Source organism: Bacteroidota bacterium (assembly GCA_038746285.1).
In the GTDB taxonomy this organism is placed as follows: domain Bacteria; phylum Bacteroidota; class Rhodothermia; order Rhodothermales; family JANQRZ01; genus JANQRZ01.
Genome location: JBCDKT010000031.1, coordinates 1 through 14,625 on the forward strand (window position 1 = coordinate 1; position 14,625 = coordinate 14,625).

Sequence of the window (14,625 nt, forward strand, 5' to 3'; positions counted from 1 at the left end):
CACGGCAATCGTCACGGCGCCGGCCGAGGGGTTGGGGTAGACCGCCTCGACGGCGAAGGCGGCCGGCTGCGCGGTGCTGGCGGCGACGGGGGCGCGGGCGGCCTCGTCCTCGTCGCCGGTGACGGTGAGGATCTGGTTGGCCGCGACGCCGGTGAGCACGGTGGGCTGGTCACCTGCGCCTCCGACCCCGACGCCGGCAGGCCATGCGACGACGAGGGAGTCGACCGTCGCGGCGTCGCCGAGGCCGAAGTGCAGCCGGTACCCGCTCTGCGCGCCCAAGCCCGAGCGGATGGTCGCGGAGCGTAGGAGCCTAGCCTGCTGTCCGCCGATGGAGGCGTAGGCGGTGACGAGGGCACCGACGCCGAAGCGGTTGCGTCCGCTGGTGCGCTGGAGGTCGACCTCGAGCCAGTTGGCGGAGCCGCCTCTGGCCGTGCCCTGGGCAGTGGAGAGGCGGTTGGCTGCGCCGGTGGTGGTGTTACGGTAGAGCAGGTTGCGCTGGCTGCGCGTGAAGCCGCCGCGTGCCACGTAGATGTCGAGGTCGCCGTCGCCGTCGTCGTCGGCCAGCACCACCCTGGGAGACTCACTGTCTGACGGTCCAAAATCGATGCCGGTGAACTGGCCGGCGCCGTCGTTGAGGTAGAGCGTGTTGATGGCATCGTCGCGGACGATCACCAGGTCGAGGTCGCCGTCGTTGTCTACGTCGCCCCAGGCGCTGCCGACAGAGCTGACCGGATTGGTGTCGAGGCCGGCAGTCGCGTCGGTGAACACGCCCTCGTTGCGGAAAAGGCGGGTCGGAGCTTCGAAGCTGGTTGTCACGATGTCGAGGTCACCGTCGCCGTCGAAGTCGCCCCACGAGCAGCTCTGGGTACGCCCGTAGTCCACGCTCAGCGAGGGGTCGGCGGCCCGCACGAGCGTGCCAGCCTCGTTGATGTAGAGCTCGTTCGGATCACCCCCGTTGGTGTTTACGTGGAGGTCCGCGAAACCGTCGGCGTTGATGTCGCCCCAGCACCCGGTCGTGGACTCGAACACGTTGTCGTTGATTTCGGTGTCGTCGACCACAATGCCTGTGTTGCCGATGTTCTCGATCAGGACGTTCCGGAACCCGATGCCCGGCGCGAGGCCCCGGCTGAGCACGCCGTCGAGTAGGCCGTCGCCGTTGTAGTCGGCAACGAGCACGTCGCGCGTGCGCTCGAACCTGTCGAGCGGCAGACGGATGTAGCGGAAGTTGGTCGGTCCCCGGTTGAGGAACAGCGCGCCGTCCATCAGGCTCGCCGTCGAGAGGTCGAGCCGCCCGTCGTTGTCGAAGTCGGCCCACGCGCCGGAGGTGGTCACCGCGAAGGGGTCCTCGTTTGTGGCGAAGTCGATGCGGGTGAAGGTGCCGGCCCCGCTGTTGCGGTAGAGGTCGTCGTCGTTGCCCGGCGTGTTGTTCGAGACGACGAGGTCGAGGTCGCCGTCGCCGTCGAAGTCACCCCAGAGCGCGGAGAGGGAGGGCTTGGCCACCTGGGTGAGCAGGCTGTTTGTGTCCTGGACGAATGGGCCGGGCTGGGCGAAGGCTGCCGCGGGCAGCGCCAGCAGGATAAGGACGTACAGGGAGCGTGTCATAGCTGCAGGAGTATTTGTGACAGTGAAGATTGGCTTTGCGAAGGATAGGACACAGCACGGAATAGTGCAAGGGCCGGCAGGCGGATGCGCCGGAACTGGATGCCCCGACGCGCCATGGGCTTGCCTCGGCAGCGCGCAGCCGGCGTGCCGGCCGGCCCGTATCTTCCGGCTCTATCCCCGAAGCGCCATGCCCACGTCGTTTTCCGACCGGTTCAAAGTGTTTCTCGCCGAGCGGGCCGCCCGCCTCGACGGGGCCGAGAACGAAGCGCGGCGGCGGTGGACCGCGATGGCGCTCTCCGGCTGCGTGGCCTTCGCGCTGTGGTTCTCCTTCAGCATGCTGGAGTCCTACTCGGTCGTAGTCGAGATGCCGCTCGTCGTGCGGGACCTGCCGGACGGACAGGCGCTCCGTCGGCTCCCGAACCCGACGGCGCGGGTGACCGTCCAGGGCGAGGGGTGGGAGCTGTTCAACCTCCGGCGCAGCCCGCCCACGCTGGAGATCAACGCGCAGGAGGCGCAGTTCGACGTCTTCTCGGCAGCGTCCGAAGGGGGGCGGCTGCCGCCCGGCGTCTCGGTGCAGAGCGTCGTGCCGGACGTCATCGAGCCCGACCTGGAGCCTCGCATCGAGCGTGCCCTGCCGGTCCGGCCCCGCACGCAGCTTGCCGTGTCCTCGCTCTACGAGCTGCTCGGCGAGCCGACGGTAGACCCCGACACCGTCGTCGTGGCCGGAGCGCGCTCGATCGTCAACAGCCTCAGCTTCTGGCCCACCGAGCGGCTCGTGCGCGAGGATGTCGGGGCGTCGTTCACCGCGCCGGTCGCGCTCTCCGACACGCTCGCGGGCCTGGTCAGCCTGAGCCTCCGCGAAGTCAATCTGTCGGCTGCAGTGGCGGTGTTCACCGAGGCCAAGCGCGACCTGGAGGTGCGGACCGAGGGCACGCCGCCGGGCGGCAACCCGGTGCGCCTCATTCCCTCGAGCGTGACCGTGACCTACAGCGTCCCGATGGACGAGTTCGCCCGCGCCAAAACGTCCGAGCGGTTCTACGCTGTCGTCGACTACGCCTCGGCCATCAACGACACGACGGGCACTGTGCAGCCCATGCTGAACCTGCCCCAGGAGCTCCACGTCCGCAACGCGCGCATCACGCCGCGCCGCCTGGAATACCGCATCCTCGTCGAGTAGGACGTGTAGGAGCGGACGAGCGGGGGAAGGAAGAGCGGAAGAAGTCCGGGATTCGTCGCCACGCTGCTTTTCCAGCTTCCGCCCGTCCTCCCCTCTGCTCATCTCTGCATGTTCTACCTTGCCCTCGCGGTCGCTTCCAGCCTCGGCATCGCAACGATCTTCAAGTACAGCGAGCGCCACGGCCTCGACCGGATGGCGCTGCTGACGGTGAACTACGCGGTGGCCTCTGCCCTGGCCGGCGGTCTGCTGCTGACGGGGGTAGAGACGGCGGCGGGCGGACTCGCTCTGAGCTCAGGGTTGCTCGCGCTCGGCGTCGGGACCGGCGTGCTCTTCATCGGTGGGTTCGTGCTGTTCTCGTACGCGATCCGCGTGGCGGGCATGTCGCTGGCGGCGGGCGTGATGCGGCTGGCGGTGGCGCTGCCGTTCCTGGCCTCATGGCTGATCTGGGGGGAGGTACCGAGCGCAGCCCAGGCCAGCGGGATGGCTGTGGCGGGTGGGGCCTTTTTCCTGATCGCACGGCGCGAGGCCCCGGCGTCGGCCGCGCACGTCGCCAGCGGCGAGTCACAGGAGGCAGACGCGCACGGTGGATGGCAGGTGGCCCTCGTCCTCGGTCTGCTTTTCCTGGTAGGCGGGACCGTAGACGTCTCGCTCAAGGCGTTCGACGAACTGTTCGCCGCGACGAACAGCCGGGCTTTGTTTCTGCTGATGGTCTTTGGAGTGGCGTTTGGGACCGGGCTGACGCTCGTCGTGCGGCGGAGGGTGCGGGAGGGCGTCTGGCCACGCGCAGCGGCGGTCGGGTGGGGAGGCCTGCTGGGACTCGCCAACTACGCCTCGGTCGAGTTCCTGCTGCAAGCCATCGCCAGGCTCTCGGGGCCGTTCGTCTTTCCGGTCAACAACATCGCCATCGTCATCGGGGCCGCCTTCCTCGGCGTGCTCGTCTGGGGCGAGCGGGTGTCTGGGGCGAACCGCCTCGGCCTGGGGCTGGCCGTCGTGGCGCTTGTGCTGATGGGATGGTAGACGCGGCGAGCCGCGAGCGCCGAGCGACGAACAGACGCGCCGGGAACGTTGTCCACGCTGGACCTTTGGACCTCGACTCGTCGCTCGACCCTTGCACGTCGCCATGCCACAGTCCCGCCGCCTGCTGCCCGTCCTCGCGCTGCTCCTCGTCGGGGCGGCGCTCGCGCTCACGGTGTGGCTGGCGCGGCCTCGGTGGTCCGTCGAGGGCGTCCGGGACGCGGTCGTGACGACGATCCAGTCGGAAGCGCCGGCCTCGGACCTCGTCACGGGGCGCGTGGGGATCGCGGCGCGGCGCGAGATCCGCAACCTCGGCCAGTTCTCGTGGCTCCCGGCGTGGCTGGACCTCCCCGGCGTAAACGTCCTCGACGCTGAGGCGCGCGTGGAGGCCACCGGCGAGGCGCTCTACGGGTTCGACGTGCGCGCCCTCACGCCGGACATGATCGAGGTCTACCCAAGCGGACTCGTGGAGGTGACCCTGCCCCCGCTGCGCGTCGTCGCCGTCGACACCGACCTCGCCGGGTTGCGGGTCGAGAGCGAGGAGGGCGTGCTGCGCGGCGGGGCCGGCCGCCAGCTCGAGGCCGAGGCGCTGCGCGACGTCGAGGCGCTGCTGCTGCGCCAGGCCGAGCAGCACCTCGCGGACTCCGTCCAGCCGGCCGTCAACACCTCGAAGGCGCTCGAGGCGATGCTGAGGCCGCCACTCCGGGCCGCCGGGCTGGAGGCCCCGCGCTTCCGGTTCCGCCTCGGGCCGGACCTCACGCTCGAACCCTCGCTAGAATGAAACAGGCCGACGAGCACCCTCCGTTTCTCGACACGCCCAGCGGGATCATGACGGCCTCGGGCGTGCACTTCCACACGACGCGTGCGCTCCTCGAAGGCTACGCGGGGCCGGTGCTGGAGGCCGTGCCGCTGGCTACGCTCGTGGACCGGGCCGAGGTGTGGCTGCGCTCGGGGCAGACGCTCGCGCTCTGGTCGCTGGCGCTGCTGCTGCTCGTCGCGCCGCCGGTCGGAGCCGCGTTCGCGGCGCTGACGGTCTACCTCGGGTGGGAGACGCTCGGGCCGTCGGTGGTGAGCCGGCGGTTGGTGTCGGCCTTCCGGGTTTTGGAGAAGCCGCTCGTGCAGGCCGTGCTCTACGTAGCCGTGCTGAGCTGGCTCGGGGCCGAGGGGCGGCTGGGTGCCGTCGTAGCCGGGCTGCTCGGGTTCGTCCTCGTGCGGTGGCGCGTGCTCCCGCTCCTGCTCCGGTCGGCGCTGAAGATCCTTCGCCGCCCGCTCTACACCCTCCCCGCGCCCGACCAGGTGCTCCGCGCCTTCGTCCTCCGCGCCGCGCTTCGGCATGGGATCAAGCTGCCCCAACTCGAACGCCTCAAGCAGGAGCTTCGCAGGTGAGGCTGCGCTTGCCCCGGAGGCGGCAGCGTCGAGGAGTATCTTCGCCGCATGATTGCGTCCGGCCCCTCGACTCTCGCCGTGTGGCTCGTCCTGATGCTGGCCCAGGCGGGCCGCGCCCGGCCGTCCGAGGACGAAGACCGGGCGCTGGCTCAGCGGATCCGCCGGGGCGACGCCGACGCCTTCCGCCGCTTCTTCGACCGGACCCACGCGGACCTGCTCCGGGCGCTTCGGCGGCGCGGGCTGGACGTGGCGGCAGCCGAGGACGTGGCGCAGAACGCCTACCTCTGGCTCTGGGAGCACCGCGACCGCATCGACCCGGCGCAGTCGCTGCGGGGGCTGCTCTTCCGCATCGGGCTGACGCGCGGGCTGAACCACCTCCGCGACACGGGGCGGACCGAGGCGCTGCCGGACCTCGACCTGCCCGGCGAAGGCGCGGGCGACCCAGCGGCGCTCGCCGACCTCCGCCGCGCGCTCGCCGACGCCGTCGCCGCGCTGCCGGAGCGCCGCCGCGAGACGTTCGGGCTCTGCTTCTTCGACGGCCTCTCGCACCGCGAGGCCGCCGAGGTGATGGACGTCAGCCCCCGGACCGTCGAGCACCAGATGGCGCACGCGCTGAAAGCGATTCGGACCCACCTTGCGCCCTTTCTGGAGGACTAGGAGAAAAAGTAAGGGATGAATAGGGGATCGGTGGGGCGCACGGTGTAGGAACCCTGACGGCGCGACCCGTCGCCTGCAGTTCCTCATTCGTCCAAACCCATACGAACCATGACTCGATTCTCTCTTTTCCGCCTGCCGGTCCTCGCTCTCGGGATGGCGTTTCTCCTCGCAGCGTGCGACGCCACCGTCGACGACAGCACGGCGGACCTGACCGCAGCAGAGGCCGACGAGGCCGCCGCGATCGTCGCCGAAGCCCTCGCCGAGGACGCCGGTGGCTTCTTCGCCTCCACCGCTGACCTCACCGCCGCGCTCGAAGACGACAGCATGGCGAGCGGTCCCCAGGCTTTGGGCGGGCACCGCGACCGGCGCGGCAGCCACCTGCGGTGCCGCAACGGAGACTACGTGCTGACCTACGACGAGGTCACCGGTACGCACCTCGTCACCTACGAGTGCAGCGTCGATACCGGCACGGCCCAGCGCAGCTACAGCGCCCAACTCACCTACCAGTACCGCGACGCCGACGGCGGCTTCGTCGCCCGTCCGGTCGAGGAGTGGGACACGGTGGACTCCGTTGCCTTCGGCGGGACCCGCGAGGGCGAGGGGCAGTTCGGCCGTGGCGAGTTTAGCCGCACGTCCATGTTCGAGCAGGACGGCGCGTGGACGCTCTCCGGCCTCGCCGACAACACGACGCCTGCCATCCTCTCGGGCCGCCAGCAGCGCAGCGGTATCCACGCGCAGACCGGCCCCGGCGGCTCCGGCACACGCACATTCTCGGCCGAGCTGAGCGGCGAAGGAATTGAACTCCGCGAAGGCGACGACGGGCTGGGTATGGCTGCTGTCGGGACACTGTCCTACACGGTCGAGATGGAGATCGAGCGCAACGGTGCAATCGTGACGCGGACCGTCGAGGGCACCATCGAGCTCGAAAACAGCGGCTTCGGGCTGCTCCGCATCATCGGCATCCGGGGCCTCTACCGCGTCTCGCTCGGCGACGGCGCACTCGAGTTCACCCCGTAGCCGCTCGCGCATCCGGTCCAGGCCGGGCCGGATGCGCAGGGCCTATCTTGTCCCCGTGTCTACCTTGCCTCCCGACGACCGCGACCTTCGCCTCGCTCGCCAACTCGACGCGGGCGAGGCGTCGGACGGGTCGGACGCCCTGCGCCACGCGCTCGAATCTGCCCGGCCGGCAGCGCCCTCGGTCGAGGCTGGGACGAGCGAGCGCCTGTGGGCAGGGATCGAAGCACAGATGGGGCCAGCCCCTCGGGCGGCGCGGCCCCCGCTCCGGCTCGTGCAGCGGCCGGTGGTGCGATGGGCTGCTGCCGCTCTCGTCCTGCTCGCCTTCGGCGTAGCGGTATGGACGACCCAGCAGCCTGACCTCGTGGCAGTCGCCGTGGCCGAGACGGTGACGTGGGACGCGCCCGACGGCTCGACCGTCACGCTGCGCCCGAACAGCCGCCTCGTCCACCACGGCGAGCGCGCCTACGGGCTCGACGGGCAGGCCTTCTTTGCAGTCACCTCGGACCCTGACCGTCCGTTCACCGTCGAGGCTGGGCCGGGGACGGTCCGCGTCCTCGGCACCCGGTTCGACGTGAGCACCTGGGGCGGGGAGACCGCCGTGTTCGTCGAGGAAGGCCGCGTGGCCGTCGAGGGAGCCTCGGCGGAGGTCGTCCTCGGCGCGGGCGGGGCCGCGGCGGCGAGTTCGGCAGGCGTGGCACGCGTCGAAGCGCCGAGCGCGGAGACCTACCTCGACTGGCAGCGCGGCGAGGTGGCGTTCGAGCGCGAGCGGGTGCAGCGCGTGGCGGACGAGATCGGCCAGCACTTCGACGTGCGCGTGGCCGTGGGGGCCGCAGCCGACGAGACGGTCTCGGGCGTGATCAGACTGGACGACGTGCGCCAAGCGCTCGGCGACTTGGGCCGCATCCTCGGCGGAGGGTTCGAGGCCGATGGTGATGGCTACCGCTTCGTCCGGCCATGAGACGACGCCTCGCGCTTGGCCTCTTCCTGCTGGCCGGGGCCGTGCAGGCCCAGCCGCTCGTCTACGACAGCGAGGCGCTGCGCGACGTGATCGAGGACGTGGAGCGCCGCACGCCGTGGCGTTTCCTCTACTCCGACGCGCTCGTGGCAGGCCGCACCGTCGATCTGCGCACCGACGCAGCCTCGCTGCCCGACACGCTTGGGCAGGTCCTCGCGCCGGACGGTATCGGCGTCGAAGCCGACTACGAGCGGCAGCGCATCTTGCTCGTGCCCGCCGGACCGAAGCCGGTCGGGGAAACCCGCATCGTACGCGGGCGTGTGCTCGATGCGGAAACCGGCGAGCCGCTGCCGTACGCGACCGTGACGTGGAACGACGGGCAGCGCGGCGTCGTCGCCGACGAGTCGGGACGGTTCGTGCTGACCCTGCCCTCGGCCTCATCTGTCCCGCTGACGGCCTCGTTCGTCGGGTACGACGCGCAGACGGCCGCGCCGCAGGGCGAGGCGCTCGCGTTCCGGCTGCGGCCCGAGGCGTCGGCGGTGCCGGCGGTCGTGGTGGATGGCCTGCTGTTCTCGGCGGCAGTCGATACGGCCTGGGCGGCGCGGCTCCAGCCCGGCCGCTACGACGCTATCGGTGAGGGCGGGGGGCTCCGCGCGCTCGACGTGCTGCCGTCCGTCGCGCCGTCGGCGGCATTCGAGGACGGGCCCGTCGTCCGGGGTAGCCCGAGCGACGCCTTCGAGGTCCGCCTCGACGGGGTCCCGGTCTACAACCCGCGCCACCTGTTCGGCCTCGTGGACGCCTTCAACGGCGACGCGCTCCGCGCCGTGGCGCTCTACGTCGGCGTAGCCCCGGCCCGCGTCGCGGTCGCCCCTGGCGGAGCGGTCGAGTATGTCACCGCGACCGGCTCGCCGCGCCGCCCCACCGCCGAGGTCGGGGTGTCGAGCCTCGCCGCCCGAGGGGCCGTCGCCGCCCCGGTCCGGCCCGGACGGACGACCGTGCTCGTCGGCGGTCGCACCTCGCGGCTTGGCATCGGGCTCGGGGTGAGCGACGCGCTCGTGGAGCAGGGGCTGGGGGCGGCGCGGCGGACGAGTCCGCTCCCGAGGGCGGCGGCGGAGGTGACCGACCGCGTGACCGACGTGCAGGAGACGAGCGCGTCGTTCTGGGACCTCCACGCCGGCGCGGCCGATGAGCGGCCCGGCGGCGGGCGGACCGCCCTGACGGTCTACGCCGGTGGGGACGACACGGACCTCGGCGCTCTCCGCCTGCTCCGGGGTGAGAGCGAGGGCGACCTCAATCAGCAGCCCGTGGCGACGCAGAACCGCTGGGGCAGCCGCGCCGCCAGCCTCCTCGATCAGCGGCCGCTCTCGCCCCGACTCGTCCTCACCACCCGCCTCGGCGGCAGCACCTACGACGCCCGCTTCGCCCAGGACGACTTCAGCTTCAACACGACCATCCGGCAGGTGCCGACGGTGCGCATCGACACGCTCGGGTACGACAACCGCCTCGCCGAAGCCGTCGCTGCGCAGCGCCTCGACGCCGTGCTCGGCGACGGCGTAGCCTCCGGCGGCTACAGCTTCCACGCCTACCGCCAGCGCTATGAGGAGCAGGCCGCTTCGCTTCCCACGTTTGCGACCGAGCAGACGGCAGCGCGCCTCGACCTCCACGCAGGCTGGGCCGGACGGGCCGCTTCCGCGCTAGACCTCGACGTGGGATTCCGAGTGCACCTCTATTCGGAGGGCGGCGTGCGTTTCAGCCCCCGCCTCCGCACGCAGTTCGACCTCGCGCCCAGGCTCAGCGTGGCAGCGTCGCTCGGGCGGAGCGCTCAGTTCGTGCACCGCCTCACGCTCGGCGACGTGGCGGGCGCGGCGTCGTGGACGCTGTCCGACTCCCGGGAGACGGTCACGGTCGCGGACCTCGCCGAGGTGACGCTGAGCGCGAGCGCGGGCACCGCGACGGCCCAAATCACGGGATATGCCAAGCGCACGCGCGGGCAGTGGCTTCACGTCGAGGACCGGTCGGCCCGCCGCCTCAACGAGGGTACGGTCCTCACGCGCCCGTGGCTCACCGATGTCGAGGCGAACGCGTACGGCCTCGAAACCCTCGTCCGGGTGCCGGTTCGGCCCTGGAGTTTCGGCGTCAGCGCGGCCCTTGCCCGCGCTGAGTTGCAGCACCCCTTTCTCAACGGCGGCGAGGCTTTTTCCGCCGACTGGGACCGCCTCGCCCGCGTCACCTTCCTTGCTGACGGGCCGGTCGTCGCTGGCCTCCGCCTCGCGTCGTCGTGGACCCTGGCGTCCGGCGCACCCAACCCGCTCGCCGGTTTCCAGATGGAAGACGAGCGGCTCCCCGCCCTATCCCGGCTCGACCTTCGCCTCACGGCGGAGCGCAGGTGGGGCGGAGCGGTGGTTTCGATGAGCCTCGCCGTCCGCAACGTGCTCGACCAGGACAACGTGCTCACGCGCGAGCCGACGACCCTCGTCCGGCGCACCGTCCGCGGCGAGACCCGCCTGGGCGTCGTCCCGCTCGACCTCTACGACGCCGGCTTCCTCCCGACGTTCGACCTCGCGCTCCGGTGGTGAGCTAGACGGGGAGGCGTTTCACGACGGAATGACCTCGAAGGCAGACCCATCGCCGAGCCGGTAGACGAGAAAGTCACTGTCGAGCGTAAACACGCGGCGGAGGTCTAGGCGCTCCGCGAGTGCGCAGAGCGAGGTATCCGCGAGGTCCATCGGGGTAAGGCCATCCAGGACGAGTCGGACATCCGTCAGGATCACAGCCGTCCTTGCTTCCGCTTCTCGGCCATGCCCTCGGCAAACTTCCGACCGGTGTCCTCAGACATCCGCGCTCCGCCGGGTACGTGTTCGCTACTGTCGAATGTGCCGATGTACGGCGCGAGGGCATCCGCCAGGGTCTCCGGCTCGGCGGAAGCCGACGTGTTGCCCGCAGGCAGTTCGTCCAGGAGTCGCTGTCCGATGCGGTCTTGCTCCTCCGGCGGCAGGTCGTGCAGCCGCTCGATGGCTCGCTTGAGTAGCTGGGTCATGGCTCGGGTCTCCGGTGGGCAGGGGAGAAGGTACGCTACGCCGCGAGCTCGGCCTCGATCTGGGCAATCGAGTCGCGGAGCTCGGCGGCTTTCTCGAACTCCAGGTTCTCGGCGGCGGTCTCCATCTCGCGCGTCAGCTGGGCGACGAGGTCGCGCTTCTGGTCGTCGGTGAGGTACTTCACGACGGGGTCGGCAACGCGGGGGAGCTGGTCGGGGCCGGCGTAGTAGTGGACCTCGCGCTTCTCGTCCTGCGCCGCCTTGTGGTCGGCGATCGCGGTGCCCTTGCGGATCTGGTCGGTGGACTTCGATACGGTCTGCGGGACGATGTCGTGCTCCTCGTTGTAGGCCACCTGGAGGGCGCGCCGACGCTCGGTCTCGTCCATCATCCGCTGCATGCTGTCGGTCACCTTGTTGGCGTACATGATGACCGACGCGTTCGCGTTGCGCGCCGCCCGGCCCGCCGTCTGGATCAGCGAACGCTCGGAGCGGAGGAAGCCCTCCTTGTCGGCGTCGAGGATGGCGACGAGCGAGACTTCGGGGAGGTCGAGGCCTTCGCGGAGGAGGTTGACGCCGACGAGGACGTCGAACTCGCCGAGGCGGAGGTCGCGCAGGATGTCCACGCGGGCGAGGGCGTCGATGTCGGAGTGGAGGTAGCGGACGCGGACGCCGAAGCTGTCGAGGTAGTCGGTCAGGTCCTCGCTCATCCGCTTGGTGAGCGTGGTGACGAGGACGCGCTCGTTGCGCTCGACACGCGTGCGGGTTTCGTCGAGGAGGTCGTCGATCTGCCCGTCCACGGGGCGGACCTCGACTTCGGGGTCGAGGATGCCGGTCGGGCGGATGACCTGCTCGACGACGATGCCCTCGCTCTGCTCCAGTTCGTAGTCGGCGGGCGTGGCGCTGACGAAGACGACGTGGTTGTGGAAGGCCTCGAACTCCTCGAACGTGAGGGGCCGGTTGTCGAGCGCGGAGGGGAGGCGGAAGCCGTGCTCGACGAGGTTCAGCTTGCGGGCGCGGTCGCCGTTGTACATCCCGCGCACCTGCGGGATCGTGACGTGGCTCTCGTCGATGGCGAGCATCCAGTCGTTGCCGTAGCTCTGCTGGAAGTAGTCGAGCAGGCAGTGCGGTCGGCTTCCCGGCTCGCGCCCGTCCATGTGGCGCGAGTAGTTCTCGATCCCCGAGCAGTAGCCGATCTCCTTGATCATCTCGATGTCGAAGATGGTCCGCTGCTCCAGGCGCTGCGCCTCCAGCATCAGGCCCTCGTTGCGGAGGACCGCGAGCCGCCAGCGCAGCTCCTCCTCGATGCTCGCAATCGCCCGGTCGAGTTGGTCTTTCGGGGTGACGAAGTGCTTGGCCGGGTAGATCGTCAGGAGGTCCTCCTTGCTCGTCTCCTGCCCGGTCAGCGGGTCGAACGACGCGACCGTCTCGACCTCATCGCCCCAGAACGCGATGCGGTAGGCCACGTCTTCGAGGTAGGCTGGGAAGACCTCGACCACGTCGCCCCGGACGCGGAACGCGCCCGGCTCAAACTCGACGTCGTTGCGGTTGTAGAAGACGTTGACGAGCTGGCGGAGGAGGTCGTCGCGGTCGACGACGGTGCCGGGCTGGACTTGGACGACCTGGGCCTTGTACTCCTTCGGGTCGCCGAGGCCGTAGATGCACGACACGCTCGCAACGATGATGACATCTTTGCGCCCCGAGACGAGGGCCGAGGTGGCGCGCAGCCGGAGGCGGTCGATCTCCTCGTTGATCGCGAAGTCCTTCTCGATGTAGGTGTCGTTCGAGACGATGTACGCCTCGGGCTGGTAGTAGTCGTAGTACGAGATGAAGAACTCGACGGCGTTGTTCGGGAAGAACGCCTTGAACTCGGCGTAGAGCTGGGCCGCGAGGGTCTTGTTGTGCGAGAACACGAGCGTCGGCTTGCCGGTGTTCTGGACGACGTTCGAGAGGCTGAAGGTGTTGTGGACGAAGAGGCCGCCGTGCCCGGCGAGGAAGGTCTCGGGGCCGGGGACGGAGAGGTCGTAGACGTGGGGGTGCGGGTATGAGACTGGCTCGACGGCCTCGACGGGTGTCCAGCGTACGTCGCAGAGGGCGCGGAGCCGCTGCCAGCGCTCCCACCAACTCGCCGCGACGTTGCGCTGCACGGCCTCGCGGCGCAGCGCGTCGAGGGCGCACCGGAGCACCGTGCGGCACGGACGGCGCTGTTCGGTCTCCCAGTGCTGGACGGCGCTCCGCGAGACCCCGGCCCAGCCGCCGAGCACGCGGGTGGGCACGCCGAGTGTCTGCCGGAGCGTGCGGAGATCGGCCCCGCAGATCGGGACCACGTCCACGTTCGTGTTGCTCTTGCGACCGAGATGGGCGTTCAGCGCCTCCCGCTTTCGTGTCAGTCCGAAGCCGATGTGCTCGGCGAACCGGCGCAGGTCCTCCTGCCCGGAGACCGTGACCTGCCAGTACCAGCCGCCCGCATGGTTGCTGCTGGTGGCGCGCTTGAAGCGCCGCCGGAGCCGCGCCCAGATGCCGAAGCGCAGGAGCGCGTAGGCGAGGTCGGAGGCTAGCTGCTCGCTCGCCGTCGTCGCCGAGACCGCCCCGGCGCGCTCGACCGTGCCGTCGCCGTCGAAGTAGCCTCGCAGGAGCGTGCCGAGGTCGGTGTCGGAGAGCGAGGGCCAGAAGTCCGGCAGGTGCTTCTGCGCGGAGCCGGAGCCGCCCGCCGAGCGCGCCAGTTCGGCGAAGACGCGCCCGCCGATCTGGAAGTCCGAGGAGGAGCGTACCCGAACCGGCAGCCCGAGCGTGTCCACCGTAGCCTCGACATCCCGCCGGACCTCCTCGTCGCGGCTGGCGAGGACGACGTACGACGCCGTAGCGTGCCCTTCGGCGATGTATAGCCCAAGCAGGCGGAGGAGCGAGGGCGTCAGAGCGAGCGTAGCCGGGAGGCGCACGTTTGCTCCGACCTGAGCTCTTGCGGGACGCCAGCGCCCGCCGAGTCCTCCGGTCGCTGCGAGCACGCCCCGAAACACGGGAGCCGCTACCCCGCCGTGCCTGGGCTCTGGGGACCGCATATCGTGGAGCTTGGTGTAAGGGTTGCCTCCGCTGAGTGCGGCGAACGGCCCAGTGAAAGCCCCGGGCCCCCGGTCTCCGACAAAGCTCAGCACCTGGTCCTGCGCATGAACGAACAGGCTCGTATCTCCGAGCTGATCGGTCAGGTCGAGGTCCGTGCGCCTGCCCCCGGACTCTAACTGCTCGGGCACGGGCAGGTAGTCGGTGGCGCGGGCGTCTGCTGTCTCGATGAGCGTGAGCCGCCCGTCTCGGAGTACCCACAGGTTGTGGTCCCCCGTGAGCGTCGCCCGGCGTCCGCACGCGGTGCGGAGACCGTACATCGCCGCCGGTGCGTCGTGACGGATGAGTGTGTGGACCGGGAAGAGCCGCACCTCGCCCGTCTCCGGGTCGAAGGCCTGGGTGTGCAGCCCCCGGCCTCGCACGTCGAGTTCCTCCGTATCGCCCCAGCGTGCTACCTCCGCCGCATCGTCCTCTAGCAGCGCGTCCATCCACGGACCGATGGCGCACACGCGCGGGACGCGCTCGCCGTCTGCGTCCTCGACCACAAACACCGGGTCGTCGTGGCCGATGCTCTTACCCGTGCCCGTGGCCCCGAGGAGGGTCTGGTAGCGGTCGCCGCGGAAGAGGCCCTCGGTCAGCTCGGCGATCGCGCCGGGCTGGTCGCCGGTCGGGCGGAACGGCGCGTCGAGGCGAAACGGGGTGTCGATCTTGGTGATAGCCATAGCGCAC

The 14,625-nt window shown here is 70.4% G+C and carries 12 protein-coding genes; 8 read left to right on the forward strand and 4 right to left on the reverse strand.

Annotated features, from left to right (window positions below):
- On the reverse strand, positions 1–1,602 hold a 1,602-nt coding region (locus AAGI91_10970; protein ID MEM1043138.1), incomplete at its 3' end, for a CRTAC1 family protein.
- 187 nt (positions 1,603–1,789) lie between these two features.
- On the opposite strand from AAGI91_10970, the gene AAGI91_10975 reads away from it, so the two are divergent.
- The 8 genes from AAGI91_10975 (at position 1,790) to AAGI91_11010 (ending at position 10,384) form a co-directional block, all read left to right on the forward strand.
- Positions 1,790–2,779 carry a hypothetical protein gene (locus AAGI91_10975; GenBank protein ID MEM1043139.1) on the forward strand — a complete coding sequence of 330 codons (990 nt, stop codon included), beginning with the start codon at positions 1,790–1,792 and terminating at the stop codon, positions 2,777–2,779.
- A gap of 108 nt (positions 2,780–2,887) precedes the next feature.
- The gene (locus AAGI91_10980) at positions 2,888–3,796 is read left to right on the forward strand and encodes a hypothetical protein (protein MEM1043140.1); all 909 of its coding nucleotides are present in this window, start codon (positions 2,888–2,890) and stop codon (positions 3,794–3,796) included.
- A 103-nt stretch (positions 3,797–3,899) separates the two neighbouring features.
- Positions 3,900–4,574 (forward strand): DUF4230 domain-containing protein, encoded by a 675-nt coding sequence (locus AAGI91_10985; protein ID MEM1043141.1) that lies wholly within the window; start codon positions 3,900–3,902, stop codon positions 4,572–4,574.
- Positions 4,571–5,179 carry a hypothetical protein gene (locus tag AAGI91_10990; protein MEM1043142.1) on the forward strand — a complete coding sequence of 203 codons (609 nt, stop codon included), beginning with the start codon at positions 4,571–4,573 and terminating at the stop codon, positions 5,177–5,179. The genes AAGI91_10985 and AAGI91_10990 overlap by 4 nt, the downstream gene beginning before the upstream one ends.
- A 48-nt stretch (positions 5,180–5,227) precedes the next feature.
- Positions 5,228–5,836: a sigma-70 family RNA polymerase sigma factor gene (locus AAGI91_10995; GenBank protein ID MEM1043143.1), complete on the forward strand. Its 609-nt coding sequence runs from the start codon at positions 5,228–5,230 to the stop codon at positions 5,834–5,836.
- A gap of 108 nt (positions 5,837–5,944) precedes the next feature.
- A complete protein-coding gene (locus AAGI91_11000) occupies positions 5,945–6,853 on the forward strand; it encodes a hypothetical protein (protein ID MEM1043144.1) in 909 nt (302 codons plus the stop codon).
- 64 nt (positions 6,854–6,917) lie between these two features.
- The gene (locus tag AAGI91_11005; protein MEM1043145.1) at positions 6,918–7,811 is read left to right on the forward strand and encodes a FecR domain-containing protein; all 894 of its coding nucleotides are present in this window, start codon (positions 6,918–6,920) and stop codon (positions 7,809–7,811) included.
- Entirely contained in the window at positions 7,808–10,384 is a 2,577-nt protein-coding gene (locus AAGI91_11010) for a TonB-dependent receptor (GenBank protein MEM1043146.1), read from the forward strand. Before AAGI91_11005 ends, AAGI91_11010 begins: the two co-directional genes overlap by 4 nt.
- Positions 10,385–10,402: 18 nt before the next feature.
- Here the strand turns inward: AAGI91_11010 and AAGI91_11015 are convergent, their stop codons facing one another.
- The 3 genes from AAGI91_11015 to uvrB are packed head-to-tail and all read right to left on the reverse strand — an operon-like array spanning position 10,403 to position 14,618.
- Positions 10,403–10,534, reverse strand: a complete 132-nt coding sequence (locus AAGI91_11015; GenBank protein MEM1043147.1) for a hypothetical protein — start codon at positions 10,532–10,534, stop codon at positions 10,403–10,405.
- 41 nt (positions 10,535–10,575) lie between these two features.
- A complete protein-coding gene (locus tag AAGI91_11020) occupies positions 10,576–10,845 on the reverse strand; it encodes a hypothetical protein (protein ID MEM1043148.1) in 270 nt (89 codons plus the stop codon).
- Positions 10,846–10,880: 35 nt separating this feature from the next.
- Positions 10,881–14,618 (reverse strand): excinuclease ABC subunit UvrB, encoded by a 3,738-nt coding sequence (uvrB, locus tag AAGI91_11025; protein ID MEM1043149.1) that lies wholly within the window; start codon positions 14,616–14,618, stop codon positions 10,881–10,883.
- Positions 14,619–14,625 lie beyond the last annotated feature (7 nt).